Annotated in this window: 25 protein-coding genes; 8 read left to right on the plus strand and 17 right to left on the minus strand. The window is 60.0% G+C overall.

The window, feature by feature from the left end; translation table 11 throughout:
* Positions 1–15: 15 nt before the first annotated feature.
* The 6 genes from HGP17_RS08210 to glpK form a co-directional block, all read right to left on the minus strand.
* Complete coding sequence (locus tag HGP17_RS08210) at positions 16–486, minus strand: SRPBCC family protein (RefSeq protein ID WP_168807654.1); 471 nt, start codon at positions 484–486, stop codon at positions 16–18.
* A gap of 102 nt (positions 487–588) precedes the next feature.
* Positions 589–1,845, minus strand: a complete 1,257-nt coding sequence (locus HGP17_RS08215) for an RNA polymerase sigma factor (RefSeq protein WP_168807656.1) — start codon at positions 1,843–1,845, stop codon at positions 589–591.
* Complete coding sequence (locus HGP17_RS08220) at positions 1,842–2,216, minus strand: YciI family protein (RefSeq protein ID WP_168807659.1); 375 nt, start codon at positions 2,214–2,216, stop codon at positions 1,842–1,844. The genes HGP17_RS08215 and HGP17_RS08220 overlap by 4 nt, the downstream gene beginning before the upstream one ends.
* An 80-nt stretch (positions 2,217–2,296) precedes the next feature.
* Positions 2,297–3,205 carry an LD-carboxypeptidase gene (locus HGP17_RS08225; protein ID WP_168807660.1) on the minus strand — a complete coding sequence of 303 codons (909 nt, stop codon included), beginning with the start codon at positions 3,203–3,205 and terminating at the stop codon, positions 2,297–2,299.
* Between the two features lie 105 nt (positions 3,206–3,310).
* On the minus strand, positions 3,311–4,114 hold the full coding sequence (locus HGP17_RS08230; RefSeq protein WP_168807662.1) for a membrane-anchored protein: 804 nt from the start codon (positions 4,112–4,114) through the stop codon (positions 3,311–3,313).
* 184 nt (positions 4,115–4,298) lie between these two features.
* Complete coding sequence (glpK, locus tag HGP17_RS08235; protein WP_168807664.1) at positions 4,299–5,801, minus strand: glycerol kinase GlpK; 1,503 nt, start codon at positions 5,799–5,801, stop codon at positions 4,299–4,301.
* A gap of 234 nt (positions 5,802–6,035) precedes the next feature.
* On the opposite strand from glpK, the gene HGP17_RS08240 reads away from it, so the two are divergent.
* The 3 genes from HGP17_RS08240 to xdhB all read left to right on the plus strand — a co-directional run bounded on the left by HGP17_RS08240 (position 6,036) and on the right by xdhB (position 10,692).
* Positions 6,036–6,812 (plus strand): 3-hydroxybutyrate dehydrogenase, encoded by a 777-nt coding sequence (locus HGP17_RS08240; RefSeq protein ID WP_168807665.1) that lies wholly within the window; start codon positions 6,036–6,038, stop codon positions 6,810–6,812.
* A 67-nt stretch (positions 6,813–6,879) separates the two neighbouring features.
* Entirely contained in the window at positions 6,880–8,349 is a 1,470-nt protein-coding gene (xdhA, locus tag HGP17_RS08245; RefSeq protein ID WP_168807666.1) for a xanthine dehydrogenase small subunit, read from the plus strand.
* Between the two features lie 3 nt (positions 8,350–8,352).
* Positions 8,353–10,692, plus strand: a complete 2,340-nt coding sequence (gene xdhB / locus HGP17_RS08250; protein ID WP_168807667.1) for a xanthine dehydrogenase molybdopterin binding subunit — start codon at positions 8,353–8,355, stop codon at positions 10,690–10,692.
* A gap of 13 nt (positions 10,693–10,705) precedes the next feature.
* Here the strand turns inward: xdhB and HGP17_RS08255 are convergent, their stop codons facing one another.
* Positions 10,706–10,909: a hypothetical protein gene (locus HGP17_RS08255; protein ID WP_168807668.1), complete on the minus strand. Its 204-nt coding sequence runs from the start codon at positions 10,907–10,909 to the stop codon at positions 10,706–10,708.
* Positions 10,910–11,011: 102 nt separating this feature from the next.
* Here HGP17_RS08255 and HGP17_RS08260 point away from each other — a divergent pair, with 102 nt between their 5' ends.
* A complete protein-coding gene (locus HGP17_RS08260) occupies positions 11,012–11,908 on the plus strand; it encodes a LysR substrate-binding domain-containing protein (protein WP_168807669.1) in 897 nt (298 codons plus the stop codon).
* A gap of 50 nt (positions 11,909–11,958) precedes the next feature.
* On the opposite strand, the gene HGP17_RS08265 is transcribed toward HGP17_RS08260, so the two are convergent.
* Entirely contained in the window at positions 11,959–12,291 is a 333-nt protein-coding gene (locus tag HGP17_RS08265) for a hypothetical protein (protein ID WP_168807670.1), read from the minus strand.
* 213 nt (positions 12,292–12,504) lie between these two features.
* Between HGP17_RS08265 and puuD the strand changes: the two genes are divergently transcribed.
* From puuD to HGP17_RS08280, 3 genes are read left to right on the plus strand one after another with little or no spacing between them, the layout of a single operon-like run.
* A complete protein-coding gene (gene puuD, locus HGP17_RS08270) occupies positions 12,505–13,743 on the plus strand; it encodes a urate hydroxylase PuuD (protein ID WP_168807676.1) in 1,239 nt (412 codons plus the stop codon).
* On the plus strand, positions 13,740–15,047 hold the full coding sequence (gene guaD / locus HGP17_RS08275; protein WP_168807679.1) for a guanine deaminase: 1,308 nt from the start codon (positions 13,740–13,742) through the stop codon (positions 15,045–15,047). The genes puuD and guaD overlap by 4 nt, the downstream gene beginning before the upstream one ends.
* Before the next feature lie 46 nt (positions 15,048–15,093).
* Positions 15,094–16,233, plus strand: a complete 1,140-nt coding sequence (locus HGP17_RS08280) for an alpha-hydroxy acid oxidase (RefSeq protein WP_168807681.1) — start codon at positions 15,094–15,096, stop codon at positions 16,231–16,233.
* Between the two features lie 98 nt (positions 16,234–16,331).
* Here the strand turns inward: HGP17_RS08280 and HGP17_RS08285 are convergent, their stop codons facing one another.
* From HGP17_RS08285 to HGP17_RS08320, 8 genes are all read right to left on the minus strand, one after another.
* On the minus strand, positions 16,332–17,072 hold the full coding sequence (locus tag HGP17_RS08285; protein ID WP_168807683.1) for a metallophosphoesterase family protein: 741 nt from the start codon (positions 17,070–17,072) through the stop codon (positions 16,332–16,334).
* A 3-nt stretch (positions 17,073–17,075) separates the two neighbouring features.
* A complete protein-coding gene (gene uraH, locus HGP17_RS08290; RefSeq protein WP_168807694.1) occupies positions 17,076–17,432 on the minus strand; it encodes a hydroxyisourate hydrolase in 357 nt (118 codons plus the stop codon).
* Positions 17,429–17,929, minus strand: a complete 501-nt coding sequence (locus tag HGP17_RS08295; protein WP_168807696.1) for an ureidoglycolate lyase — start codon at positions 17,927–17,929, stop codon at positions 17,429–17,431. The genes uraH and HGP17_RS08295 overlap by 4 nt, the downstream gene beginning before the upstream one ends.
* A 7-nt stretch (positions 17,930–17,936) precedes the next feature.
* Positions 17,937–18,299 carry a HepT-like ribonuclease domain-containing protein gene (locus HGP17_RS08300; protein ID WP_168807698.1) on the minus strand — a complete coding sequence of 121 codons (363 nt, stop codon included), beginning with the start codon at positions 18,297–18,299 and terminating at the stop codon, positions 17,937–17,939.
* A 33-nt stretch (positions 18,300–18,332) separates the two neighbouring features.
* Complete coding sequence (uraD, locus tag HGP17_RS08305; RefSeq protein ID WP_168807700.1) at positions 18,333–18,851, minus strand: 2-oxo-4-hydroxy-4-carboxy-5-ureidoimidazoline decarboxylase; 519 nt, start codon at positions 18,849–18,851, stop codon at positions 18,333–18,335.
* Position 18,852: 1 nt separating this feature from the next.
* Positions 18,853–19,776, minus strand: a complete 924-nt coding sequence (gene puuE, locus HGP17_RS08310) for an allantoinase PuuE (RefSeq protein ID WP_168807702.1) — start codon at positions 19,774–19,776, stop codon at positions 18,853–18,855.
* 119 nt (positions 19,777–19,895) lie between these two features.
* Positions 19,896–20,603, minus strand: coding sequence for a DUF1045 domain-containing protein (locus HGP17_RS08315; protein ID WP_168807704.1), 708 nt, complete (start codon positions 20,601–20,603; stop codon positions 19,896–19,898).
* Between the two features lie 109 nt (positions 20,604–20,712).
* A complete protein-coding gene (locus HGP17_RS08320) occupies positions 20,713–21,891 on the minus strand; it encodes an FAD-binding oxidoreductase (RefSeq protein WP_168807706.1) in 1,179 nt (392 codons plus the stop codon).
* Here HGP17_RS08320 and mnmD point away from each other — a divergent pair.
* Positions 21,890–22,624 (plus strand): tRNA (5-methylaminomethyl-2-thiouridine)(34)-methyltransferase MnmD, encoded by a 735-nt coding sequence (mnmD, locus tag HGP17_RS08325; RefSeq protein WP_168807708.1) that lies wholly within the window; start codon positions 21,890–21,892, stop codon positions 22,622–22,624. The two genes, HGP17_RS08320 and mnmD, sit on opposite strands and share 2 nt — an antisense overlap.
* Here the strand turns inward: mnmD and HGP17_RS08330 are convergent, their stop codons facing one another.
* Positions 22,625–25,849 (minus strand): response regulator, encoded by a 3,225-nt coding sequence (locus tag HGP17_RS08330; RefSeq protein ID WP_168807711.1) that lies wholly within the window; start codon positions 25,847–25,849, stop codon positions 22,625–22,627.
* Between the last annotated feature and the right edge of the window lie 108 nt (positions 25,850–25,957).

The raw sequence follows: 25,957 nt of genomic DNA on the forward strand, positions 1-25,957 counted from the left end.
AATTGAATCGGAAATTCAGATCCTGGCCGCCAGCGCAGCCAGCTGATCGGCGCACTGCGCCCATCCCTGATGGAAGCCCATCTTCTCGTGCGCCTCGCGATCCTCCGCCGACCAGTGCAGGACAGTCGCGGTATAGCGGGTCTTGCCGTCACCAAGGTCGTCGAGCTGAACCGTCACCACCATGAACGCTTTTGCCGACGGCACCCATGCGCTGCTGAACGCATCCGTGAAGACGATGCGCTCATTGGGAACGACCTCCAGATAAACGCCGTTGCCCGGATAATCCTCGCCTTCCGGGCTGCGCATGGTAATCGAGCTTGAACCACCCGCACGCGCATCGATCTTGGCGGCCGATACCGTCCATGGCTGCGGCGCGAACCACTGCTTCATCAACGCCTCTTCCGTCCAGCAGCGGAAGATCTTCTCACGCGGGGCATCGATGATGCGGGTCAGTGAAAGTTCGTGGCGCTGGGCTTGCTCGGTCATGGTCCTCTTCCTCTTTTATCGGTGTGACGCGGCCTGTTCGGCCTATACTTCAATGACGTTCATGGCCGTCGTTTCCCGACATCCCGAGCGCAAGTTTTTCGATTATTTTGCCGTCGCCAGCGCATCCGCGCTCAAACGATCGAGCTGGTGGCGAATATGGGCCGCTTCGGCTGGCGAGCGGGCCAATGCAATAGCCCTGTCGAAGGCGACACGAGCCTCCTGCGAGCGACCGAGCTGCGCAAGCAGTCCGCCACGCACACCATGAAAGTAAAAGTAGCTGTCGAGCTGCGCTTCGAGTGTCGCGACCAGCGTCAGCGCCGCATCCGCCCCTTTCAGCTTGGAGAGCGCGACCGATCGGTTGAGCGTCACGACCGGCGATGGCGTCAGCCGCTCCAGCATCTGGTAGAGAAGGTCGATCTCTTCCCAATCCGTATCGGCGGCACGCTTTGCCCGCGAGTGAAGCGCCGCGATCGCCGCCTGCACCTGATAGGGGCCCGGCCGACGGTGACGGATCGCCTTGTCGAGCAGCGCCAGCGCCTCATCGATCAACGTACGGTCCCAAAGCGACCGATCCTGATCCTCGAGAAGAATGATCTGCCCGTCGGCATCGAAGCGGGCATGCTTGCGCGATTGCTGCAAGAGCATGAGTGCGAGCAGCGCCATCGTCTCCGGCTCGGCGGGGAAGATCCGCAACAGAAGGCGACCAAGCCGGATTGCCTCGTCGGCGAAGGCTGTAGCTTCGCGATGCGTTCCGCCTGCCGAATAGCCTTCGTTATAGATCAGGTAGATCATGGCGCTGACGAGCGCCAGACGCTCGCTACGCTCTGCGGCGCCCGGCGTCTCGAAAGGAACGCCGGCTGCGGCAACGCGCGCCTTTGCCCGGGTAATGCGCTGCTCCATGGCGCTGTCGCTGACCAGAAAGGCACGGGCAATCTGTTGTACGGAAAGGCCGGACACGATGCGCAGTGCGAGCGCGATCTGCTGCGTCGCCGGCAGATCCGGATGGCAGCAGATGAACAGCAGCCGCAAGATATCGTCGCGATATCCAGAGCCGTCGAGCCGCTCGGCGAGATCGCTTTCGGCATCGCTCTTATCGGAAATGAGCTCCTCATCCGGCAGGCTCTGCAATCGCGCCTGCTTGCGGGTCGTATCGATACCGCTGTTGCGGCCGACGAAGATCAGCCAGGCGACGGGGTCGCGTGGCGGCCCTTTGTCGGGCCACGTCTTCAAGGCTCTGAGGCAGGCCTCCTGAAAGGCCTCCTCCGCAATATCGAGATTACGGAAATAGCGCAGCAATGCGCCCATCACCTGCGGTCGGGCGTTGGTGAGCGCGATGTCGATCCAGGCAATATCGGTCATGTCGCAGCAGCTCCCGGGCGGAAGACGTAAAGCGGGCGGATTTCGTAAGAGCCGACACCAGGATTGGCCGCGGCAAGCTCCTTCGAAAACCCGATGGCTTCATCCAAGGTTTCGAAATCGACGACGTAGAAACCGAGCAACTGCTCTTTGGTTTCAGCAAAGGGACCGTCGATGACGATCGGCTCGTCCTTGCCCTTACGCAGGGTCGTTGCTGCCGTCGTCGGCATCAGGCGTGCCACCGGGCCAAGCTTTCCAGCCTGTCGTAGCGGCTCCTGAACGGCAATCAGCCGTGCCATCGTCGCATCCTCCTGTTCCTTCGACCAGGCAAACACGGTGTCTTCGTCGTTGTAGCATAGGATCGCGTAGAGCATGACTATTTCCTTCTCCCTATAAAGACGAAGGAATATCATCCGGACCGACAGGTCACGTCAAAAAAATATTGAAGAAGACGTCAGGCGCTTCCACGCTGGATGACCAGAGTCCCCGCCTGCGTATCCATCGTCGCCACAGCGCCGATCAAAACGCTTGCCGGCCGATCGTCATGCCCGAGCGGCAAGCCGCCGAGAATGGGCACATTCAACACGGTCAGATGTTCCCGCAGGATATCGATCACCGAATATGGACGATCGAATTCGAAGTCGGTGAACTGGCCAACGACCACGCCTGCAAGGCCATCGAGATGCCCTGCCTTGCGCAACATCGTCATCTGCCGATCCACCTGCCCGGGATAAAGGCCTATCGCCTCCAGCAGCAGGATTGCGCCATGCATGTCCGGCAACGCCCAGCCGGCCGATGTGGCCACCATATCGAGATTGCCGCCGATCAGCGGCCCTTTGGCTGTTCCGCCTGTCGTCAGCCTTGAGGTCGGCTCTTCCGCACGCGCGGCGATGACGATGTCCTCCGTTGTCATCAACGCGAGACGCAGCGCGTCCTGCGTATAGGAGCTGACACTCTCTTCGTTCGGCCCGATAAAGAGCGCCCCGTGAATACCGACCTGACCGCAATATTTCAGCAGGCTCAAATGCAATGCGGTGATATCGCTGAAGCCGATCACAAATTTCGGATCTCGCCGCACCGCCGCAAAATCAACTTGGTCGGCTATGCGATAAGACCCCTTACCGCCACGCGTGGCAAAAATCGCGCGAACATCAGGATCGCGAAGTGCGGCGTTAAAATCGGCCAGGCGCTCCTCATCCGTGCCGGCAAGATAGGCCCATTTGCGAAAGGCATGCTCACCGAAGTCGACTTTCAATCCCCAGCTCTCGAGGATCTCGGCAGCCGCCAGAACCCTCTCCCTATTGGGCGTGCTTGCGGGAGAAACGAAGCGAACCTTGTCACCCGGCTGCAATGGCGGCGGCATCAGCATCCGATCGGTCCCTGAATAGGTAAGTGATTCCCTGCCGTGATCTTCGCACGGAATCGCGATCGACGTCAGCCGCAGATCGACCGATGGCGCAGCTCTAGCTCAGGGATTGATGACGGCCGCAGCGGTTAGCGGTGGCGGCCGCTTGGCTTTGATATCGGCGTCCACGGTCCCTTTGGCCCTGACCTTGCCCGTCCACAACGGCAGGCCGACGGATTGCGAAACGCCGGGATCCGTCGTGAACACGGGAAAGCCGCGCTCGATCAGCCGCTCAAGGACCTCGCGGTCCTTGCGGACATGCAATCGCGCCAGATTTTCCTTGTTGTAGACATGGCCGCCGGAATCGGGATTGATGCCGGTGATGATGACCTCGGTCGCGCCGTTATAAAGGGCGAAAAGCACGGCATTGATACCATTCGAGCACTTGTCGTCGGCGCCAAGCTCGCTGCACTTTACACCACCGACACGATCCAGCAGCGCCATGCGCTTGTACCGATCGACGATTTCGAGCTTGTCGTAGCCGTAGTTGAAAGCCTTCAACCCATCTTCCAGCCGCTGGAATTCCTTTCGCCAGAGCAGGACATAGAGCATCTTCGCGCGCTCGCCATTCAGAACGCGACGTACCTCGACGGCGTTGGTATTCGTACCCTCGATCTGGTTGAACTGGACGAGCGCCACATCGGGCGCCTCTATGCCCCATGCCTTTGTCACCACCTGAGAACCGTTGATGGTGATCACCCGGAATGTCTCATCGAAATCGACGGGTTTATGGGACACCGGCGCCGAACCGACCACAAGAACAGGACCATCAAACCGCTCCGCCAAAACCGGTGGTTTCGGCCGGGTAACATGATACTTGATCTGCCTGTAGATGTGCTTTTTCAGTTCGCTAAGTTGAGCCGCCATTATCCGCTTCGTCATCTCTCAAAAGGCGTTGATCCAAACACGGATTTATCGCGTGGAAACGTGGCCCGGACCATTTCGTTCCGAACCATTTCGGACGGCGGAAATATCGCTGCTTGCCCTTATATAAGCAAAATAAAGAAATTTTACATTACATAACCTAAGGTGAGCGGAGTGCTATCGCTTATCATCCCTGCCGTGTACTCAAGGTGCGCGATACGGCGTTCTTCCAGCCCTTCAGCTTCGCATTTCGAGTCTTGGCGTCCATATCGGGCTCAAAGCGCTTGTCGCGCGCCCAGGCCTTGGCGAAGCCGGCGCGGTCCGGCCAGACACCGGCGCGGCTGCCGGCGAGCCAGGCGGCCCCAAGCGCCGTCGTTTCGAGGATCGTCGGACGGTCGACCGGCGCATCCAGAAGATCAGCAAGCCGCTGCATCGTCCAGTCGGAAGCGACCATGCCGCCATCGACGCGCAGAACCGTATGCTGCTCGCCACCATTGCGCCAATCCTTGTGCATGGCATCGAGCAAATCGCGAGACTGATAGCAGACGGCCTCCAGCGCTGCCCGCACGATTTCCTCCGGCCCGGTATTGCGCGTCAGTCCGAAGATCGCGCCGCGAGCATCCGGGTCCCAGTGAGGCGCACCAAGACCGGTGAAGGCCGGCACGAGATAGACCTCTTGCTGTGGATCGGCCTTCGCTGCCAGATCACCGGAATCGGAAGCACGTTTGATGGCCTTCAGCCCATCGCGCAGCCATTGCACGGCGGCTCCGGCGATGAAGATCGACCCTTCGAGCGCATAGGTCGTCTCGCCGTTCAGCCGATAGGCGATGGTGGTCAGCAGGCGGTTCTTCGAGCGCACCATGTCCGCGCCCGTATTCAGCAGCGCAAAGCAGCCGGTGCCATAGGTGGATTTCATCATGCCGCGCTCGAAGCAGGCTTGCCCGATCGTTGCCGCCTGCTGATCGCCGGCAACACCGAGGATCGGAATTTCGGCACCGAAGAGCGAGGGATCGGTCGTACCAAAATCGGCGGCGCAATCCTTCACCTCAGGCAGCATTGCAGAGGGAACTCCCAAGATATCCAGCAGCTCGTCGTCCCACTCGTTGGCGCCGATATTATACATCAGCGTCCGCGATGCATTGGTGGCGTCGGTGACGAAACTCTTGCCAGCAGTCAGCCGCCAGATCAGGAACGTGTCGATGGTGCCGAAGCACAGCTTGCCCTTGGCAGCGCGAGCGCGGGCGCCCTTCACGTTGGACAGCAGCCAGGAAAGCTTCGTGCCGGAGAAATAGGGATCAAGCAGCAAACCGGTGCGACGGGTGAAGAGCTTTTCAAGGCCTTGGCGCTTGAGTTTCTCGCAATAGCTTGCCGTACGGCGATCCTGCCAGACAATGGCGTTGTGGATCGGCTTACCCGTCTCGCGATCCCACACGACGACGGTCTCGCGCTGGTTGGTGATGCCGAGCGCGGCAATATCCTTTGCGGTGACGCCGGCAGCTGCGATCGCCTTGCGGACAGTCGCAAGGACGGACGACCAGATCTCCTCCGGATCGTGCTCGACCCAGCCGGACTTCGGGTAATGCTGGGTGAATTCCTTCTGCCCGACACCGGCAACCTTCATCTTGCCGTCGAAGACGATAGCCCGCGTCGACGTCGTTCCCTGATCGATCGCCAAGACATAGCCGCTCATGCATTCCTCCCGCCTGTTGCATCCCGAAACAACAGATACGCGAGCAAAACGAATGTGAAAAGAAAGCGAAACGAAATTTTTCGTCGGATGATGCGCTTTTCACTTCAATGCATCGTAGTGAGCGGCGCCGCAAAAGAGACGTCAGGCCATGCGATTGCCTTATCTGCCTTTTTGGGACTAGGCTCAGCCCGTTTTGCATTGCAGCAGGAAGCTGCGCCGTCCAGGGAGAAGATCATGGCTAGAACAGTTGTCGTCACCGGTTCCACGAGCGGTATCGGCCTCGCCATCGCGACCGCCTTTGCCGCCAAGGGGGATAACGTCGCCATCAACGGCTTCGGAAAGCCGGAAGAGATCGATGCGATCAAGACGAAGCTGGAAGCCTCCGGTGGTGGCAAGGTGATCTATCATCCGGCCGATATGACGAAGCCCGCCGAGATCGCCGATCTGATCGCGACAGCCTACTCCACGTTTGGCAGCGTCGATGTCCTCGTCAACAATGCCGGCATTCAGCATGTCGAAAAGATCGAGGATTTCCCGATCGAGAAGTGGGATCAGATCATTGCGATCAATCTTTCCAGCTCCTTCCACACCATGCGCGCCGCCATTCCGCTGATGAAGGCAAAGAAATATGGGCGGATCATCAACATCGCCTCGGCGCATGGCCTGGTGGCCTCGCCTTTCAAATCTGCCTATGTTGCTGCAAAACATGGTATACTCGGCCTCACAAAGACGGCAGCACTCGAGCTTGCCGAATTCGGCGTCACAGTGAACGCCATTTGCCCCGGCTACGTTCTGACACCGCTTGTCGAAAAGCAGATCCCGGATACGGCCAAGGCGCGAGGGATGACGGAGGAGCAGGTGAAAAACGAAGTCATCCTCAAGGCCCAGCCAACGCGTGAGTTCGTCAAAGCCGAAGAAATCGGTGCCCTGTCGCTCTACCTAGCAAGCGACGAGGCGCGGCAGGTGACCGGAACACACGTCTCGATTGACGGTGGCTGGACCGCGGCATAACCATAGACGGTTAGGACCGGATTCGTATTCGTATCGGTCCCGGCCAACAGACAAAAATGGGAACGACATGAGCGGCAGCATTCGCTTTATCCTCAACGGCGAGGATATCACCCTATCGAGCCTGCGCCCCACCAAGACGCTGCTCGACTTTCTGCGTCTGCGGCGACGCCTGACGGGAACGAAGGAAGGATGCGCGGAAGGCGACTGCGGTGCCTGCACGGTACTTGTAGGACGTCTCATCGATGGTGGGCTGCATTATGAGTCCGTCAACGCCTGCATCCGCTTCGTCGGCTCTCTGCATGCCACCCATGTCGTCACGGTCGAGCATCTCGCCGCCCAGAACGGCACGCTTCACCCGGTGCAGCAAGCCATGGTCGATTGCCATGGCTCGCAATGCGGCTTCTGTACCCCCGGCTTCGTCATGTCTCTCTATGGCCTCTGGCTGTCGACGGATAGGCCGAGCCGCGCGCAGATCGAAAAATCGCTCCAGGGCAATCTCTGTCGATGCACAGGCTATGAGCCGATTATCAAGGCGGCTGAGCAGGTCAGCCAGAAGCGGCCGAGCGCGCTATTCGATCCCCTGGAAAAGACGAGAGCCGACATCATAGCCCGCCTCTGGGCGATGCAAGGCGGCGACACCATCGAAATCGTCGATGGCGAGGATCGTCTGATCGTCCCCGGTTCCGTTGCGGCCTTGGCAAAAGTACTTGCCGACGAGCCGAAGGCGACGGTCGTTGCCGGCTCGACGGATGTCGGCCTTTGGGTCACCAAGCAAATGCGCCGGCTCAACCCGGTGGTTTTCATCAATCACCTGAGCGATCTGCAGAAGATATCGGTCGAAGACGATGGGCTGAGCATCGGCGCCGGCGTCACCTATAGCCGCGCCTTTGCCGTTTTCGGCGAAAAGATCCCTGCCCTTGCCAACCTCATCAACCGCATCGGCGGCGAGCAGGTGCGCAATATGGGCACCATCGGCGGCAATATCGCCAATGGCTCGCCGATCGGCGACACGCCGCCGCCATTGATCGCACTTGGCGCCACCGTGAAACTCCGTTCGACGGCGGGAACGCGCAGCCTGCCGCTGGCAGATTTCTTCATCGAATACGGCAAGCAGGATCGTCGTCCCGGCGAATTCGTGGAAGGCCTTTTTGTGCCCTACCCGGCCGACGATGTGCATTTCGCCGTCTACAAGATTTCCAAGCGTCGCGATGAAGATATCTCGGCCGCCTGCGGCGCGTTTTATCTGTCACTGGATGACGCCGGTAACGTCGCCGATATCCGCATCGCTTTCGGCGGCATGGCCGGCACACCGAAGCGCGCCCGCTCCGTCGAGGCCGAGTTGATCGGCAAAGCCTGGACCGAAGCGACTGCAGTCGCCGCGCGCGATGCCTTCGACAGCGATTATACGCCGCTGTCCGACTGGCGCGCCTCAGCCGAATATCGTCAGCTGACGGCCAAGAATCTTCTGATCCGCTTCTATCTTGAGACGACTGGCGCGCCGCAGGAACTGAAGCGGTTCGCGATGGCGGAGGCCTGAACCATGGATAAATCCGCTTTCGAAGAAACCAAGGTCGTCATCAACGGATCCATGCACGGCTCCCTGCGCCATGATTCCGCGCATAAGCATGTGACCGGAACTGCCGATTATATCGACGATATTCCAGAACCCGCCGGATTGCTGCACGGCGCGCTTGGCCTGTCCGACCGCGCCCACGCCGAGATCGCCGGCGTCGACCTCTCAGCCGTTCGAGCCTATCCCGGCGTCGTCTGGGTCTTCACGGGCGCCGACGTTCCCGGTGTCAACGACACCAGCTCCAACGGCATGCATGACGAGCCGCTGCTTGCCGAAGCGAAGGTCGAGTTCCACGGCCAGCCGATCTTCGCCGTCATCGCCGAAACCCGGGATGCCGCCCGTCGCGCCGCCCGCCTTGCCAAGATCGATTATCGCGACCTCACGCATTGGAGCGATATCGACGGCGCACTCGCCAATGGCGCCCCGCTCGTCTACGAACCGATGACCTTGAAGCGCGGCGAGCCCGAGACCGAGATGGCAAACGCCAAGCATCGGATCAAGGCGCAGATGCGCATCGGCGGCCAGGAGCATTTCTATCTGGAAAGCCATATCGCTCTGGCGATTCCCGGCGAAGACGATGAAGTCGCCGTCTGGTCTTCGACGCAGCATCCGAGCGAAATCCAGCACATCGTCGGCCATGTCCTTGGCATTCCCTCCAATGCCGTGACCGTTAATGTTCGCCGCATGGGTGGCGGCTTCGGCGGCAAGGAAACGCAGGGCAACCAGTTTGCGGCGCTCGCTGCCGTCGCCGCCAAGAAGCTCGGCCGCGCCGTCAAATTCCGGCCCGACCGCGACGAGGACATGAGCGCTACCGGCAAGCGGCATGACTTCCTCGTGAACTACGAAGTCGGCTTCGACGACGAAGGCCGCATCCATGCCGTCGATGCCACCTATGCCGCTCGCTGCGGCTTCTCCTCCGATCTTTCCGGCCCGGTCACCGACCGTGCGCTCTTCCACGCGGATTCCAGCTATTTCTATCCGCATGTGCATCTGGTCTCGAAACCGTTGAAAACCCATACGGTCTCCAATACCGCCTTCCGCGGCTTCGGCGGCCCGCAGGGCATGGTCGGCGGCGAACGCATGATCGAGGAGATCGCCTATGCGCTCGGCAAAGACCCGCTGGAAGTCCGTCGCGCCAATTTCTACGGCCAACCGGGCTCAGGCCGAACGCTGACCCCCTACCATCAGGAGGTCACCGACAACATCATCAACCGCGTCGTTGACGAGCTGGAAGCCTCATCCGAGTATCAGGCGCGCCGCAGCGCCATCATCGAATTCAACCACTCGAGCCGCTTCATCCGCAAAGGCATCGCGCTGACGCCGGTGAAGTTCGGCATTTCCTTCACCATGACCGCCTTCAACCAGGCAGGCGCGCTGGTGCATATCTATCAGGACGGCTCCATTCACCTGAACCATGGCGGCACCGAAATGGGCCAGGGTCTCTATACGAAGGTGGCGCAGGTTCTGGCCGACAGCTTCCAGGTCGATATCGACCACGTCAGGATTACGGCGACGACGACAGGCAAGGTGCCGAATACATCCGCGACGGCAGCATCGTCCGGCTCCGATCTGAATGGCATGGCCGCCTATGATGCAGCCCGGCAGCTCAAGGAACGGCTGGTCGCCTTCGCGTCGGAGAAATGGGGCGCCGGCGCCGAGGAAGTACAGTTCCTTCCCAACCGCGTCCGCGTGGGCGAGGAGGAGATCCCCTTCCCCAATTTCATCAAGCAGGCCTATTTCGCCCGCGTCCAGCTTTCGGCAGCCGGCTTCTACAAGACACCGAAGATACACTGGGATCGCAAGGCCGGCCGCGGCACGCCATTCTATTACTTTTCCTATGGCGCCGCCTGCTCCGAGGTGTCGATCGACTTGCTGACGGGCGAGTATCTGATCGACAGAGCCGATATCCTCCACGACGTCGGCCGCTCGCTCAACCCGGCGATCGATATCGGCCAGGTTGAGGGCGCCTTCGTGCAGGGCATGGGTTGGCTGACAACCGAAGAACTCTGGTGGGATGCCAAGGGCCGGCTGCGCACGCATGCGCCCTCCACCTACAAGATCCCGCTTGCCTCCGACCGGCCGAAGATCTTCAACGTACGGCTGGCCGAATGGTCCGAAAATACCGAGGCCACCATTGGCCGCTCCAAAGCCGTCGGCGAGCCGCCGTTCATGCTTCCGATCTCTGTTCTGGAGGCACTATCGATGGCCGTTGCCAGCGTGGCGGATTATCGTGTCTGTCCGCGCCTCGACGCACCGGCAACGCCGGAGCGCGTGCTGATGGCGGTTGAACGGCTCAAGGGGATGTAAAGGCCGTCAGCCATTACAGCGGCGCTCTTTCGTCGTAACGCGGCTCACGTCCGTCGAGAAAGCCGAGGTCGCGCTTGACCCTATCCGACATCTCGTCAAGGTCGAGATGCGCGGAGGGTTCTCCATGCATCGAGAAGACATGCGACAGGGTTTCCCGCAGACGCTCCAGAACCGTAGGCCGGGCTGCTTCAGGCTGTTCCACAAGATAGCAATCCATAACAACACCTCAGTTAAATCAGCGATATGAATTGCAGTTTGGCGCTAAAAGTGCTGGAGTTCCAATCGAACAATCGTCTGCACTCATAAAGAGAACTTATCCATGAAGCTGTCGAAACGCTTCCCGCTAAATGCCCTGCGTGTCTTCGAGGCGGCAGCGAGGCTCGGCAGCTTTACACGCGCCGGCGAAGAACTCGGCATGACGCAGACAGCAGTCAGCTATCAGATCAAACTGCTGGAGGAGACGGTTGGAGAGCCCCTGTTCCTGCGCCGTCCGCGCCAGATTTTGCTGACGGAGTCGGGGGAACAACTTGCCCCGAAGGTGGCGGAAGCCTTTGCGATGCTGCAGGAGGCTGTGACTTCTCTTAGCGGTGAAGCCGAGACGACGCTGCATATTCACTCGACACCGACTTTCGCCTCGCAATGGCTGGCTCGCCATATCGGCTCGTTTCAGCTCAAACACCCCAATATCGCGGTGCGATTGGATACTTCCGGTTCAATCATCGATTTTGCCCGCGAGCCGTCCGACATCGCCATCCGCGCCGGGCGTGGAAACTGGCCGGGATTGCGGGCGCATCTCCTGATGAAGATGCACTTCACGCCGATGCTCAGCCCGGCTCTCGCGGAAACAATCGGTGGCGTACATGAACCGGCCGATCTCCTCAAACTGCGTATTGTCGACGCCGGCGACCCCTGGTGGATCCAATGGTTTCAGGATGCCGGCGTGCCCGATCCCGGCCTTCAGGGCAGACCGCGCAGCAGGCTGGGGGCGCAATCATTCGAGGCGAGCGCAGCAATCGCCGGCCAGGGAGTTGCGGTGCTGACACCGGAATTCTATGCGGAAGAGCTCGCATCCGGGCGCCTGATCCAACCTTTCGACATCCTCTCGACGGATGGCGCGGATTATTGGGTCGCCTATCCGGAAAACAGGCGCCATACGCCGCGCATCCGTTCCTTCAGGAACTGGATCCTTAGCGAGTTCGGCATGCCGCTCGACTAGACCGATTTACAACACGCGACGCGACGCTCCTGCTGAAAACCATCCGATGCTCAATCGGACATGTCGGGCGCATAGAAGCAACGCGGCGTATTTTCGTCTGGAAACAGACAGAGATGATAGGCGCCGTCTGGCGAGTGCATCGCTTTCTGCTGCGGCAAGTTGAAGATATGCGCATGCGTTATGTCGCGGTGATCACCGGGATTGAGGGTCACTCGATATCCACCCGGCACGATGGCAACAGTCCGCGAGGGGATCATCTGGCAATCCCCGGTCTCGCTGTCGCCGTTGCAACAGTAAGGATCGTATGACCAGCCAGAGGGCGCATCATGTGCGAGAGCAGAAGTCGCCAGGAGGAAAGGAACGAACGCCAGAACACCACGCATGGGCAATTCTCCGTCGAAAAGGACGGCTGCCGCGGACACGGCCCGCTCCAAGCAGCCGAGGGCGTTTTAGTAAAAAAACACCATGATCTGATCTAATGCGCCTCTGTCGCCAGACAAGGTCGCGGCTTTTTGCCGACGCATCAAACCTTCCTCTTCCATCCGCTCCCAACATTCTGCAAGGTATCGAGTCGGAAGAAGAAAAAGGGGAACCGAATGTATGAATACGCCATCGCGTGGGAATGGCTGGCCTTTGCTGCCCGCTGGTTCCACGTCATAACCGCCATTGCGTGGATCGGTTCGTCCTTTTACTTCATCGCCCTCGATCTCGGGCTGGTGAAGCGCCCGCATCTGCCGCCCGGCGCCTATGGCGAGGAGTGGCAGGTTCACGGCGGCGGCTTCTATCATATCCAGAAATATCTCGTGGCCCCCGCACAGATGCCGGAGCACCTGACCTGGTTCAAATATGAGAGCTACTTCACCTGGCTTTCCGGCTTCCTGATGATGTGCATCGTCTATTACGGCGGCGCCAATCTCTTCCTCATCGACAGGCATGTGCTCGATGTCAGCGTTCCCGTCGCGATCCTGATTTCTCTGGCTTCGCTCGCCGTCGGCTGGCTCATCTATGATCTCCTGTGCAAGTCGCCGCTCGGCAACAACACCTGGGGCCTCATGATCGTGCTGTATGCCGTGCTGGTCTTCATGGCCTGGGGCTATACGCACCTCTTCACGGGGCGCGCCGCATTTCTGCATCTCGGCGCCTTCACGGCGACGATCATGTCCGCCAACGTCTTCATGATCATCATTCCCAATCAGAAGATCGTCGTTGCCGACCTCATCGCCGGCCGCACGCCGGATCCGAAATACGGTCGCATCGCCAAGCAGCGTTCGCTGCACAACAACTACCTGACACTGCCCGTCATCTTCTTCATGCTGTCGAACCATTACCCTCTGGCCTTCGGCACAGCCTACAACTGGGTGATCGCCGCATTGGTATTCCTGATGGGCGTTACCATTCGCCACTGGTTCAACACGACGCACGCGCGCAAGGGTCGCCCCACCTGGACATGGATCGTCACGGTGGTCATCTTCATCGTCATCATGTGGCTTTCGACCGTTCCGAAGGTGCTAACCGGCGAAAAGGATGCAAATGTCGTTGCCCCCGCCTTCCAGCAGTTCGCCTCCGATGCCCATTTTCCGGCCGTCAAGCAAATGATCTCCACACGCTGTTCCATGTGCCATGCGGCCGAACCAGTCTATGAGGGGATCGTCCGTCCGCCGAAGGGCGTAACGCTGGAAAATGACGCAGAAATCGCTATGCATGCCCGCGAGATCTATATCCAGGCCGGCCGCAGCCATGCCATGCCGCCCGGCAACGTCACCGACGTCTCGCCGGAGGAGCGCAAGCTGCTGGTCGCCTGGTTCGAAAGCTCCATCGGAGAAAAGAGCCAATGACGACCCTTCTGCGCGGCCGCCCGCTGTCTTTCAAGCGCCTGCCGCAAAGCCTCGACGATACCGACAGCTACGCCTACGAAAGCGACGGCGGATTGCTGATCGAAAACGGAACGATCGTCGCGACCGGTCCCTATGCCGATATCAAGGCGCAAGCGCCGGAAGGCGTGAGCGAAATCGACCATCGCCCGCATTTGATCCTGCCGGGTTTCATCGACATGCATCTGCATTTTCCGCAGATGCAGGTGATCGCCTCCTATGCCGCCAACCTGCTGGAATGGCTGAACACCTATACCTTCCCCGAGGAATGCCGCTTCGTCGAAAGCGCCCATGCGGAGCGTATCGCCAGGCATTTCTATGACGAAATGATCCGTCACGGCACGACGACCGCCGTCGCCTATTGCTCTGTGCACAAGACCTCCGCCGACGCCTATTTCGCCGAAGCCATGCGGAGAAACATGCGCATGGTCGGCGGCAAGGTGATGATGGATCGCCATGCGCCGCAGGGCCTGCTCGATACGCCTGAAATGGGTTATGACGAGACGCGCCAGGTCATATCAGACTGGCACGGCAAGGGCCGCAACCACGTCGCCATCACCCCGCGCTTCGCCATAACCTCGACACCGGCGCAAATGGAGGCGACAGCCGCGCTTGCCCGCGAATTCCCGGACCTGCACATCCAGACACATCTTTCCGAGAACCACGACGAGATCACATTCACCTGCGAACTCTATCCGGACGCGATCGACTATACCGATATCTATGCACATTATGGCCTGCTTGGCCCCAAGAGCCTGTTCGGCCATGCGATCCATCTTTCGGAGCGCGAGGCCGACGCCATGAGCGAAGCAGGCTCCGTTGCCGTCCATTGCCCGACCTCGAACCTGTTCCTCGGCTCCGGTCTCTTTCCGCTGAAGGCGCTGGCCCGGCGCGAAAAGCCCGTTCGCATCGGTGTCGCTACCGATATCGGCGGCGGCTCCAGCTATTCGATGCTGCGGACCATGGACGAGGCCTACAAGATCCAGCAGCTGCTCGGTGAGCGCCTGAACCCGCTGGAAAGCTATTATTACATGACACGCGGCAATGCCGAATCCCTCTCGCTCGTCGACAGGATCGGTACGCTCGACGCCGGCACCGAAGCCGATCTCATCGTCCTCAATGCCGCAGCAACACCCGCCATGGCGTTGAAGATGGAGGTCACGAGAAGCCTCACCGAAGAGCTGTTCCTGCTCCAGACCATGGGCGACGACCGCGCCGTCGTCGAAACCTACGTCGCCGGAAAGCCGATGAAATCGACCCTCCAGTAAGGCAATCCGCACCGCCCGCCATGTAACCACCCGGAAGGCAGAGACCATGACCGCGCCGCTTACCATCGCCGAATTGAAGACGCTTGCTCAGCGGCGCGTGCCGAAAATGTTCTTCCAATATGCCGATTCCGGCTCGTGGACAGAATCGACCTATCAGGCAAATGAGGCTGACTTCGCCAAGATCAAGTTGCGCCAGCGCGTCCTCGTCGACATGTCGGACCGGTCGCTCGCAACCAGCATGGTCGGCCAGAAGGCCTCGATGCCGGTGGCGCTAGCACCGACCGGCCTCACCGGCATGCAGCACGCCGATGGCGAGATGCTGGCGGCGCGTGCGGCCGAGGAATTCGGCATTCCCTTCACCCTGTCGACCATGAGCATCTGCTCGATCGAGGATATCGCCTCGGTGACGAAGCAACCTTTCTGGTTCCAGCTTTACGTCATGAAGGATCGCGATTTCGTCCTGAACCTCATCCAGCGCGCAAAGGCGGCGAAATGCTCGGCACTCGTGCTGACGGCCGACCTGCAGATCCTCGGCCAGCGCCACAACGACATCCGCAATGGATTGTCGGCACCGCCGAAAATGACGGTGAAGAATCTCTGGCAGATGGCGACGCGGCCAAGCTGGTGCATGGAAATGCTGAAAACCAAGCGTCACTCCTTCGGCAACATCATCGGTCATGCCAAGGATATTTCTGACATGACGACACTGTCGCACTGGACGCACTCGCAGTTCGATCCCAGGCTCTCCTGGAGCGATGTCGCCTGGATCAAGCAGCAATGGGGCGGCCCGCTCATCATCAAGGGCATTCTCGATGTCGAGGATGCAAAGGCAGCCGTCGATACCGGCGCCGACGCGATCATCGTCTCGAACCATGGCGGCCGGCAGCTCGACGGCGCCCATTCTTCCATCAGCATGCTGCCACGGATCGTCGACGCGGTCGGCGACAGGATCGAAGTGCATATGGATGGCGGCATCCGCTCCGGTCAGGACGTGCTGAAGGCGATCGCTTACGGCGCCAAGGGCACTTTCATCGGCCGTCCCTTCCTCTATGGCCTCGGCGCCATGGGCAAGGAAGGTGTGACACTGGCGCTCGAGATCATCCGCAAAGAGCTGGATATCTCGATGGCGCTGTGCGGCAAGCGAGACATCAAGGCCGTCGATCGCTCGATCCTGGCTGACTCTTAGAGCAATTCCGGGAAAAGTGCGCAGCGGTTTTCCGTCCGGAATTGCGAGAAAACAAAGAGATAGAGCGGTTCGGGGATTCCGTGAAAAGCTGAACCGCTCTAGCGTAGCCAACCGGTCGCAAGACCGCTTGCCCATTCCGCACGGCCATTCCCCGCCGCAAGCTTTGCCATCGCCATATGATCGTAGGCTACCTGCCGGAAGTCCGGCAGCCAAATACCGTCAGTCTTCTCCAGAATAGCGTAGGAAGCAAAGGGGTGGCCCGCCTCGACCTTGTGACGATAGGGCAAATCGTCGTCATAGGCCGGGCAGCCAACGCTACCGGGATTGACGACGAGCCGGCCGTCTGAAAGCCTGACCAGGCGCGGAATGTGGCTATGCCCGCACAGCATCAATGGAAAATCGATGCCGGCAGCCAAGGCTTCGATTTCCTCTACCGGCTTTTGATGGACATGACCGTCCGGTGAAACGGACTCGAGCCAATAGACATTGTCTTGAGCCGGCGTCGCATGGCAGAGATAGACTTGATCCCGGTAGGTCGCGTTGAAGGGCAGTCCACGCAGCCAATCGAGATGACGTTCCGACAGCTCGGAATAGGCAACTCGGTCCGAAGCATGCATGGCCTCCGGTGCAAGTTCGACCAAATATCGGTCGTGATTGCCGCGCACCGTCACCACATTCAGATCCAGCAGCAAATCCGCCGTCTTGGCCGCAGTCAGCGGCCCGCTGAAACAATCGCCGAGGTTGACGATGTCGTCGATGCCTTGCGCGCGGATATCCCTGAGCACGGCTTCAAGCGCCAGATGATTGCCGTGAATGTCCGCAATGGCTGCAAACCTCATGGTTCAGCTCCCGCGATAGGTCGAATAGCCGTATGGCGAGATCAGCAACGGCACATGGTAATGTGCCGTCGTGTCAGCGATGCCGAAGCGGATCGGCACAAGATCGAGGAAAGCCGGCTCCGGCAGCCTGGCGCCGCTGGCTCGCAGATAGTCACCGGCGCGGAACAGCAATTCATAGGTGCCGGCGACGAAGCTTTCACCGATCAGAATAGGCCCGCCGTCCACACGCCCGTCGGCATTGGTCTTCACCGTCTTCAAATGCGTGCGGGCATCGCCATCGATCCTGTAGAGATCGATCACTAAACCTTCGGCCGGCTTGCCAAGAGCGGTATCGAGCACATGCGTGGTCAGTCCGGTCATAGCGTCGGCGCTCCGATGATGAAGGGCGTGTCGAAGAAGGACTCTTCCAGATTGTTTCCCGGCCCGTCACGATCGACGATGAGGAAATCGCTGTGTTCGCCGAGCGCCATCAACGGATAGTGCCAGGCGTTGATCTTGTAGTTCACACCCTGATCGCCCCGCGCCAGGAAAACTTGCGGCCGGCCTGGTTTGCCACCCTCATCTTGCGCGACGACGACAAGGAACGGCCGGCCGTTCAGCGGCACGAAACACTGGCTGCCGAACGGATGACGCTCCATCATGTCGATCGAGAAGGGAAAAGCGCGCGGCTGGCCTCGAAAGAGGTTCAAAATGACGCGTGCGCCGTCGCCAATGGCTTCCGCTGTCGACAGCGCATGAAAGCGCTCCGTCGTACCGCCATTGATATATCGCATGCTTGCCGGATCGGCCTCGATCACGTCACCGAACGGCGCAAACGCCGCTTTCGTCAAAGGATTAATCTGTAGATGCTGTGTCATTGAAGGATCATTCGCCTTCCGCTCGCCAATGGCGAATGGAGTCCAGTTGCAGAAGCAATTCCGAAGCGGATTGGTGCGCAAGCTCCCACAACTCCGTCAAGTCGATGTCGAGATAGCCTTGCTCAATCCGCTTTCGAAAATTCTGCATCACATGCCAAGGCAACTCCGGATGGTCAACGGCAAACTCCGGAAACTCCTCCGAAATTCGCGCGGCGGCCTCGCCGATCAGCAGGAGATTCATGCCGACGGCACGATGCTTCTCCACATTCTTGAAGAACGCCGCCTGATCGATGCGCTGCAGGAACCGATCGATCTCGGATGCGGCATCTTGCATCCGCTCAAGATGGATAATCAGCTGTTTGGAACTCATGAGCGTGCCACTTCGCGAGGACGATGCAGTGTCTTAGCGCGACCCTCGGGCCACGCCAACTTCGGGTAACATGGATTGCAGGCGCAGCAGCGCGATCTTCTCCACCTGTACGGCCGCTGTCGCGAATTCCGCATCTCGGCTGTTGTCGATCCGGCTTTCAAAGGCGGCGAGGATATCATCCTTGCCGAGCCCCTTGACCGCAATGATGAAGGGGAATCCGAACTTCGTCACATAGGCGCCGTTGAGTTCGGTGAAGCGGGCGTGCTCCTCAGGGCTTAACCGATCAAGCCCGGCGCCGGCCTGCTCATTGCGGCTGTCCTCCGTTAATTCGCCGGCAATTGCCAGCCGACCGGCGAGATCCGGATGCGCCCGCAGCACGCCAAGTCTTTCCGCCTCACTTGCAGCGCGGAAGACCTGCACAAGCGCTGCATGCACGCCGCCAGAGGTCAATGGCTCTACAATAGAGCCGGCATCGTGGGCGCGCTCGGCGACGAAAGGCGAATGTTCGAAGACGCCGCCGAAGCGGCCGACAAAATCGTCCCGCGAGATCATGTCAGCGCGCGCCTCCAGGAAGGTGATTCTCATACCAGTGGTTGGCGATCTCGATGCGCTTGGGAAGCCAGACCTTGTCGTGCTTCTGCACATACTCGATAAACCGCCGCAAGGCAGCAGCGCGGCCGGGGCGACCGACGAGGCGGCAATGCAGGCCGACGGACATCATCTTCGGACTGCCCTGCTTGCCTTCTTCATAGAGCGTATCGAAGGCATCCTTGAGATAGGTGAAGAACTGATCGCCCGAGTTGAATCCCTGCGGCGTCGCAAAACGCATATCGTTGGTTTCGAGCGTGTAGGGAATGATCAGGAACGGCTTGCCGTTCAGACCGTCGACCCAGAAGGGCAGATCGTCTGAATAGGAGTCGGAAGAATAGAGGAAGCCGCCCTCCTCCATGACGAGCCGCAGCGTGTTGTCCGATGGCTTGCCCTGATACATGCCATAGGGCCGCTCGCCGGTCAGCTCGGTGTGGAGCCGCACGGCTTCGACGATGTGCTTGCGCTCCAGATCCTCCGAGAAATCCTTATATTCCAGCCAGCGATAGCCGTGGCTCGCAATCTCCCAGCCCGCCTCCTTCATGGCGGCGACCGCTTCCGGGTTGCGGGCCATCGCAAGCGTCACGCCATAGACGGTCGCCTGCACCTTGAGTTCGGTAAACATGCGCCACAATCGCCAGAAGCCGGCACGCGATCCATACTCGTAGATCGATTCCATATTGAGATTGCGCTGGTTCGGCCAGGATGCCGCACCGACAATTTCCGAAAGCAGATTTTCCGACCCCGGATCCCCGTCGAGGATGCAGCTTTCGCCACCCTCTTCGTAATTGATGACGAACTGCACGGCGACGCGGGCATCGCCGGGCCATTTCGGATCCGGCGTGTTGCGGCCGTAGCCGATGAGATTGCGGGCGTAGTTTTCCGACATTGAAGCACCTTCTCGAATAAGGAGAACGGTAGCACCCATGCAACGAAAGTCGAGACTGAAAGTGGGAAAATCACTTTCTCTTCAATGGCAAGCCGTCAGCGCAGCCGGAGTCCGACGGCTCAGGCAATCTTGCGCGCGCTGACCTTGCCCATGGGATGCAGCGAGTGCACGCGGAACGGACCACCAGCACCGTCTTCCATCAGCAAAGCGATATTGGAAATCGCAATAGGGCCGGCAAGAACGGGCTCGAAGAAGCTGCGAAGGCCCTTCTCGATCCGCTGCGTGTCGGCAGGGCCTACGGTGCCGGTCAGCATCATCTGAAAGCGGAACTCGTCCATCACATGCGGATGACCCCACCGATGCAGATTGGCGAACTGCGTCGCCGAGAGCCCGTCCGGATCGATGCGCTCAATTTCGGCCTCCGTCAGCGGCGCGCGGTAAACATCGAAAGCCTGCACCAGGGATGCGGCAAGGAAATGCATCTGCTGGCTGGGTGTGGACGAAACCAGTCCAAAGGCACCATCGAGCCGCGCGACTTCCAGTTGCGGAATTTCGAAGGGCGCGACCGATCCGGAAAACCGCATGAGGTCTCGCAGCAGCGACGCCTCGGACATCTCTTCCGCCAAACGGAAAGGCGCCTTCAGCACTCCCATGAAACCATAGCGGCGTGGAACGGCGGTGTAGAATGCGATCTCGTGGATCCCCAGCCCACGGATCGCGGGCGGATCGACCATCTCGCCGGAGTAGATGTTTCGCCCGAGCCAATTTGCGGCCACAAGCGTCAGCGGATCGCTCGCAGACGGCGTGAAGCAAATGGCGTAGCGCATAAAATCTCCTCCAGAGCGCGAAAACCGGCTGAGCGCTCGGTCGCTGTCGGCCAAGGGGATAGGTGATTTGCGTGACAGATTGACGACCTGAACGGCCGTATATTCACATTTAGTGTGATACGACGGCAATATGACTTGCCAGTGTGAAGTTATGCGGCAACGTGAAGCGGCAAGGCGCTCCGATCGCCTCGTGGACAGCCGATTCCGCCAACCGATGCGCCAGCCCGAAACTCACCTTGAAGCCCCCCGTCAGCGCGATGAGCGAGGCATGCTCGGGATGGGCACCCACCATCGGATCGCGATCGATCGCCTTCGGCCGCAGACCGGCCCAGCGTTCGACCACCTCCGCATCCCGCAAGATCGGCGCCATGGCGCGGGCAGCCAACAGCAGCTCGTCCAGCTGATGATCCGTGGATAGCGGATCGCCGAAGCGGTTTTCACTGGTACTGCCGACGGCAACGAAACCAGCGTCATGCGGCACGATGTAGAGCCCGTCGCGGAAGATGACCGGCAGGCTGCCGTCGATATCGGCTTTCAACAGCGCCGCCTGTCCCTTGACCGCCTGCCCCAGAGCCGATTTGCGATTGCGCGTAAGCTCGTCCAGGATTGGAAAGGACTCGTGACCGGCGGCGAGAATGCAGCGGCCAAAACGGATATTACCGCCACGCGTGGTTGCAACGCCCTTGTCCGGATCGATATGATCGACGCGCAAGCCTTCGACCATTTTGACGGTGCGGGTGGTCGCCAGGAATTTCTGCAGCATCGCAAGAAAAGCGCGCGGAGCTACGCGCGCCGCCAGCGTGTCGAAAACGAAACCGTTCTCAGCTGCAGCTGGATCGATCCAGTTCTCAACAGGCGCAGCATCCAGCACATGCCAGTGAAAGTCGCAGCCATGCTGATGCCAATGCGTCTCCGCATCCTGCGAATGGCCGATCGCGATCCGCCGCAGATGCGGCTTTGGCAGCGGGATCAGACGGCCGGCGCGCCGGTAGCCCGCCGAAAGCCCGGTTTCAGCTTCCAGGGCAGCAATATCACCTTCCAGCGACACGAGCGCATCGAATTGAAACTGCTTCTTTTCCGACCATTTGTCCGGCATATGCGGCATGAGCGCACCAAGCAGGCCACCGCTTGCCCCCTGCCCGAAACGACCGGCGTCGATCAGCAGCGTTTGAAGACCAAGGCGCTCGGCATGAATTGCGGCCCACAAGCCCATGATTCCGCCACCGACGATCAACAGATCGACGGATGATTGACCGGCAGGCCTTGGAGGATTATCCGCTCTTTCCATGACTGATCCAGTTTCCCAGCGGACAGATGCGTCCAAAACCAATGCGGCAAGCCCGGAGCTCGAATGGCGCGACGGCGATATGCCCTATTCGCCGGCTTTTGGCGACCATTTTTATTGTCAGACCGATGGGCGGCTTGAATGCGGGCATGTGTTTCTGGCTGGCAACGACCTGCCCGCACGCTGGAAACGGCAGCAGAAGCTGCTGATCGGCGAACTCGGCTTCGGCACAGGCTTGAATTTTTGCGAGACTTGGCGTCAGTGGCGGCAAGACGCCACATCGGGCAGCGAACTTCATTTCATGTCCTTCGAGCTCTACCCGATGCGAGCCGAAGAGATCGACCGCGCCCTGGTACACTGGCCGGAGATTGACAGTGAGCGTCAGGCCCTGGTCGCCCACTGGCCAAGCGATCCACAAGGGCTGGTATCGCTGGCGCTTGATGCCAATACCCGCCTGAGCGTCGTCTGCGGCCCTGCTCTCGAGGGTGTTGGCAACGCTCATGCGGGCTTCGACGCCTGGTATCTGGATGGTTTCGCGCCATCGCGCAATGCCGACATGTGGTCGTTGGAATTGATGCAGACGCTCTGCGAAAAGACGGTTGCGGGCGGCACTTTCGCCACCTACGCCGCTGCCGGTTTCGTCCGCCGCAATCTGCAGGCGGCAGGCTTCGTGGTCGAGCGGCGGCAAGGCTTTGCCGGGAAACGCGAGATGCTCTGCGGCGTCAAGCCGCTCTAGCTACTGGAGCGATCGGCCTGCGATCGCTGCGTCATCGAGCCAGCGCTGAATTTTGGCCTCGAGAAGTTCCGGGCTGATTGGCTTCGACAGACAATCGTCCATGCCTGCCTCCATGCACATTGCGCGGTCCACATCGAGTGCCTGCGTCGTCACGCCAATGATCGGAATGTGCCAGCCATATCCGGCCTCCGTCTCCATTTGGCGGATCATGCGCGTTGCCTGATGCCCGTTCATGACAGGCATGGAGACATCCATCAGGATCAGGGATGGCCGCAGCTGGCGCCACGCATCCACGGCCGCCTGACCATTCTCGACGACGAGGAAACGCAGACCCGTTGCCTGCAGGATTTGCGTGAAGACGATCTGGTTCACCTCGTTGTCCTCGGCCACGAGAACATCGATCGCATTGGCGGGCTGTTCAGAGATCATCTGCTCGCTGGCCTCGATTGCCACCGCCACTTCAGTTTCCAACGGCAGGTTCCGGGCAATCGGACCGGATTGATCGATCGCCTTGCGCCGGCGCGCGGCACGCACGACATCGACGATTGTACCGCGCAGCACATTGGCGCGAACGGGCTTCATCAGATGCGCTTGACCATTGACCTCATCGAACTCCGCGTCGTGGCCAACGACGCTCATCGACGTCAGAAACATCATGGGCAGCGTGTCGAAGCGGGGATCGGCGCGAACGGCGCGGGCCACCTGATAGCCATTCATATCCGACATCGCGCAGTCGATCAGCATGGCATCAACAGGCACGCCCATATCGGCGGCGGCATTCAGGATCGCGATCGCGGTATCGCCATCTTCGGCGACATAGCCGTCAAAGCCCCATTGCGCCAACTGTTCGGTCAAGATGCGTCTATGGATCTCGTTGTCCTCGACAACAAGAATGCCTGCGCCCTTGATGTTGAGCGGCAATTCCGGCGCTGCGCTGCGCTCGGCAACGACAGGCATGGGCAGATGAACGGTAAAGATCGACCCTTTGCCCCATTTGCTCTCGACGGTCAGCGAGCCGCCAAAAAGGTCGACCAATCCGGCCGTGATGGCAAGGCCAAGGCCCGAGCCCTCGAAGCGCCGTGCGAAAGAAGAATCCACCAGCGAAAATTTGTCGAAGATGCTGTCGAGCTTCTCGTCGGGAATACCGATGCCGGTATCCTCGACCCGCAGCACAAGCAGAGAATCCTCGCCCGGTGTAGACAGGCTGTCCAGCTCCACGAACACATGACCGCGTTCGGTAAACTTGATCGCGTTGCCGACAAGGTTCGTGATGATCTGGCGGAAGCGGCCGGCATCGCCGAGCATGCCCGCCGGAACACCAGGTGCAGCGCGCACGATCAGCTCGATACTCTTCTCCGATGCCGCAGCGGCCAGCAGTGTCGCCACGTCCTCGACCGCCTCGATCGGGTCGAATGCCACCTTGCGCAACGGCATCTCACCCGCATCGATGCGCGAGAAATCAAGGATATCGTTGATGATCGTCAGCAGCGCATTGCCCGACTTGACGATGATATCGACAAAGGTCTTCTGCCGCGCATCGAGATCGGTCTTGCCGAGCAACTCCGCCATGCCGAGAACCCCGTTCATCGGCGTGCGGATTTCATGACTCATATGGGTCAGAAACTCGGACTTGGCCCGATCCGCGGTGTTGCTGCGCGCCAGAAGATGCTGCAGATCCGCCTCACGCTCCTTCATGTCGGTGACGTCGGTCAGTACGACGGTCCAGCGACGGTGTTCACCGATCGCCGCGTCCAGCTGCATCCAGCGATCATCGACGATCTGGAAGACGCAGGAGATCGGCTTGCCCGCCGCGATACTCTCGCCCCATGCCTGCCGCACCGCGCCGGCATCGTCACCGAAATCGCCACGTTCGGCGCAATAATCGAACGCCGCCGACCAATCCTTGCCGACATCGAGAAGTTCCGCCGGCAGCTTCAGCATGTGTTTCAGCGTCTCGTTCGCCAGCATGATCGTGCCGTCCTGGACGATCAGTAGCCCTTGCGACATAGCCTGCATCGCATCGGCCATGAGCTCGCCGAGGCGCTCCAGCGCCTGCTGCGTCTCGGTAAACTCGCGGGATTGCTGCTTGACGGAGGAAATATCCGTATAGGACATCAACGTCCGACCATTCGAAATACGGCGCGCATCGATGATCACGGACTTGCCATCGGCGAAATTCACTTCCGTCTGCAGATGCGAATCCGCCTTTCGTAGCGCGGCAAGCCGCGCCTGGTAGATATCCTCGACGCTGCGGCAATCCGAGCCGAAGCGCTCCAGTTCGAAATGCTTGGCGATCAGATCGCGATAGGGACGTCCCTCGAAGCGCTCGTCCTTGGGGAACTCCCATATGTCGTACCAGGCGTCATTGACGTATTCGACGATATAGTCGCTGTTGTGGATCAAAACGCCGATCGGCATCGAACGCAGGATATTGTCGAGATCGTGGTGCAGGGCCTCGGCGCGCGCCTGTGCTTCGATCAATTGCGTTTCGCGCTGCCGCAGCGCGGAGATGTCGGTGATCGAACCGACCGTGTAATGCTCCCCATCGGGCGTGACGGCGCGGCTGACGCGGATCTTCACCGGATGCGTTACGCGCTGCCGGTCGACCACCTGACTTTCGAATTCGTGCCCGCGACCGTCCTTGAGGACGTCTTCATTTTCGGCAAAGAAATCGTCCGCACCGACATCGAACATCTCGTGCTCGGTTTTACCAAGCATTTCGCCATGATCGAGACCGGTAATCGCCGTGTGCGCCGCATTGGCATAGACAAGCCGATGGCCGGCATCGCGCACAAACGTCGCAACCGGCAAATCCTCGAGAATGGTGCGAAAGAAGTCGTCGCGCCCCGCCGAATTGTCGGCATGAGACGCAGCTGGTGTGTCGGGGAACATGCCGAAGACATAGACCCGGTCTTCGGATGGCGAAAAGCTTTCGATCTGCAGGCGTGAGCGCTGGCGTCCGGCCGCGTCGAAACACATAGCCGTCTCTTCCGAGCCGAAAACGAGCGCACGGCGCTCCTTGTCTTCCCGTTCGGCGCTTTCGCCCGCATCAAGCAGATCATGGCTGCGCGTGCCGATGAAATCCGAAACCTCGCGGCCGAAGAAACGCGCATAGGCCTCGTTGACGGCAACGTAACGAAGCTCGCTATTCTTGATGTAGGCGGGCCTTTCCAGATTGGCGATCCGGCGGCACGCTATCTCCAGCAGTTCACCGTCCAGGGTCAAACGGAGCCTCTCTTTTAGCGCGCATGGCAGTTCATAAGACGACGCTGTAGCACGGATCGCTTTAACAAGCCGTTAACCATGTTTAACCGGGCTGACGGCGTCGCGTTC

The sequence above is a fragment of the Rhizobium sp. P38BS-XIX genome (assembly GCF_012641435.1).
GTDB lineage: Bacteria > Pseudomonadota > Alphaproteobacteria > Rhizobiales > Rhizobiaceae > Rhizobium.

Coding starts and splice junctions, on each gene's coding strand:
- HGP17_RS08280 (WP_168807681.1), top strand. CDS start 15,094: ATGACCGCGCCGCTTACCATCGCCGAATTGAAGACGCTTGCTCAGCGG.
- HGP17_RS08260 (WP_168807669.1), top strand. CDS start 11,012: ATGAAGCTGTCGAAACGCTTCCCGCTAAATGCCCTGCGTGTCTTCGAG.
- HGP17_RS08285 (WP_168807683.1), bottom strand. CDS start 17,072: ATGAGGTTTGCAGCCATTGCGGACATTCACGGCAATCATCTGGCGCTT.
- puuE (WP_168807702.1), bottom strand. CDS start 19,776: ATGTCGGAAAACTACGCCCGCAATCTCATCGGCTACGGCCGCAACACG.
- xdhA (WP_168807666.1), top strand. CDS start 6,880: ATGAGCGGCAGCATTCGCTTTATCCTCAACGGCGAGGATATCACCCTA.
- HGP17_RS08240 (WP_168807665.1), top strand. CDS start 6,036: ATGGCTAGAACAGTTGTCGTCACCGGTTCCACGAGCGGTATCGGCCTC.
- xdhB (WP_168807667.1), top strand. CDS start 8,353: ATGGATAAATCCGCTTTCGAAGAAACCAAGGTCGTCATCAACGGATCC.
- HGP17_RS08230 (WP_168807662.1), bottom strand. CDS start 4,114: ATGGCGGCTCAACTTAGCGAACTGAAAAAGCACATCTACAGGCAGATC.
- HGP17_RS08295 (WP_168807696.1), bottom strand. CDS start 17,929: ATGACACAGCATCTACAGATTAATCCTTTGACGAAAGCGGCGTTTGCG.
- HGP17_RS08225 (WP_168807660.1), bottom strand. CDS start 3,205: ATGCCGCCGCCATTGCAGCCGGGTGACAAGGTTCGCTTCGTTTCTCCC.
- HGP17_RS08300 (WP_168807698.1), bottom strand. CDS start 18,299: ATGAGTTCCAAACAGCTGATTATCCATCTTGAGCGGATGCAAGATGCC.
- HGP17_RS08220 (WP_168807659.1), bottom strand. CDS start 2,216: ATGCTCTACGCGATCCTATGCTACAACGACGAAGACACCGTGTTTGCC.
- uraH (WP_168807694.1), bottom strand. CDS start 17,432: ATGACCGGACTGACCACGCATGTGCTCGATACCGCTCTTGGCAAGCCG.
- mnmD (WP_168807708.1), top strand. CDS start 21,890: ATGACTGATCCAGTTTCCCAGCGGACAGATGCGTCCAAAACCAATGCG.
- HGP17_RS08255 (WP_168807668.1), bottom strand. CDS start 10,909: ATGGATTGCTATCTTGTGGAACAGCCTGAAGCAGCCCGGCCTACGGTT.
- puuD (WP_168807676.1), top strand. CDS start 12,505: ATGTATGAATACGCCATCGCGTGGGAATGGCTGGCCTTTGCTGCCCGC.
- HGP17_RS08215 (WP_168807656.1), bottom strand. CDS start 1,845: ATGACCGATATTGCCTGGATCGACATCGCGCTCACCAACGCCCGACCG.
- HGP17_RS08315 (WP_168807704.1), bottom strand. CDS start 20,603: ATGCGCTACGCCATTTGCTTCACGCCGTCTGCGAGCGATCCGCTGACG.
- HGP17_RS08265 (WP_168807670.1), bottom strand. CDS start 12,291: ATGCGTGGTGTTCTGGCGTTCGTTCCTTTCCTCCTGGCGACTTCTGCT.
- glpK (WP_168807664.1), bottom strand. CDS start 5,801: ATGAGCGGCTATGTCTTGGCGATCGATCAGGGAACGACGTCGACGCGG.
- guaD (WP_168807679.1), top strand. CDS start 13,740: ATGACGACCCTTCTGCGCGGCCGCCCGCTGTCTTTCAAGCGCCTGCCG.
- HGP17_RS08320 (WP_168807706.1), bottom strand. CDS start 21,891: ATGGAAAGAGCGGATAATCCTCCAAGGCCTGCCGGTCAATCATCCGTC.
- uraD (WP_168807700.1), bottom strand. CDS start 18,851: ATGATCTCGCGGGACGATTTTGTCGGCCGCTTCGGCGGCGTCTTCGAA.
- HGP17_RS08210 (WP_168807654.1), bottom strand. CDS start 486: ATGACCGAGCAAGCCCAGCGCCACGAACTTTCACTGACCCGCATCATC.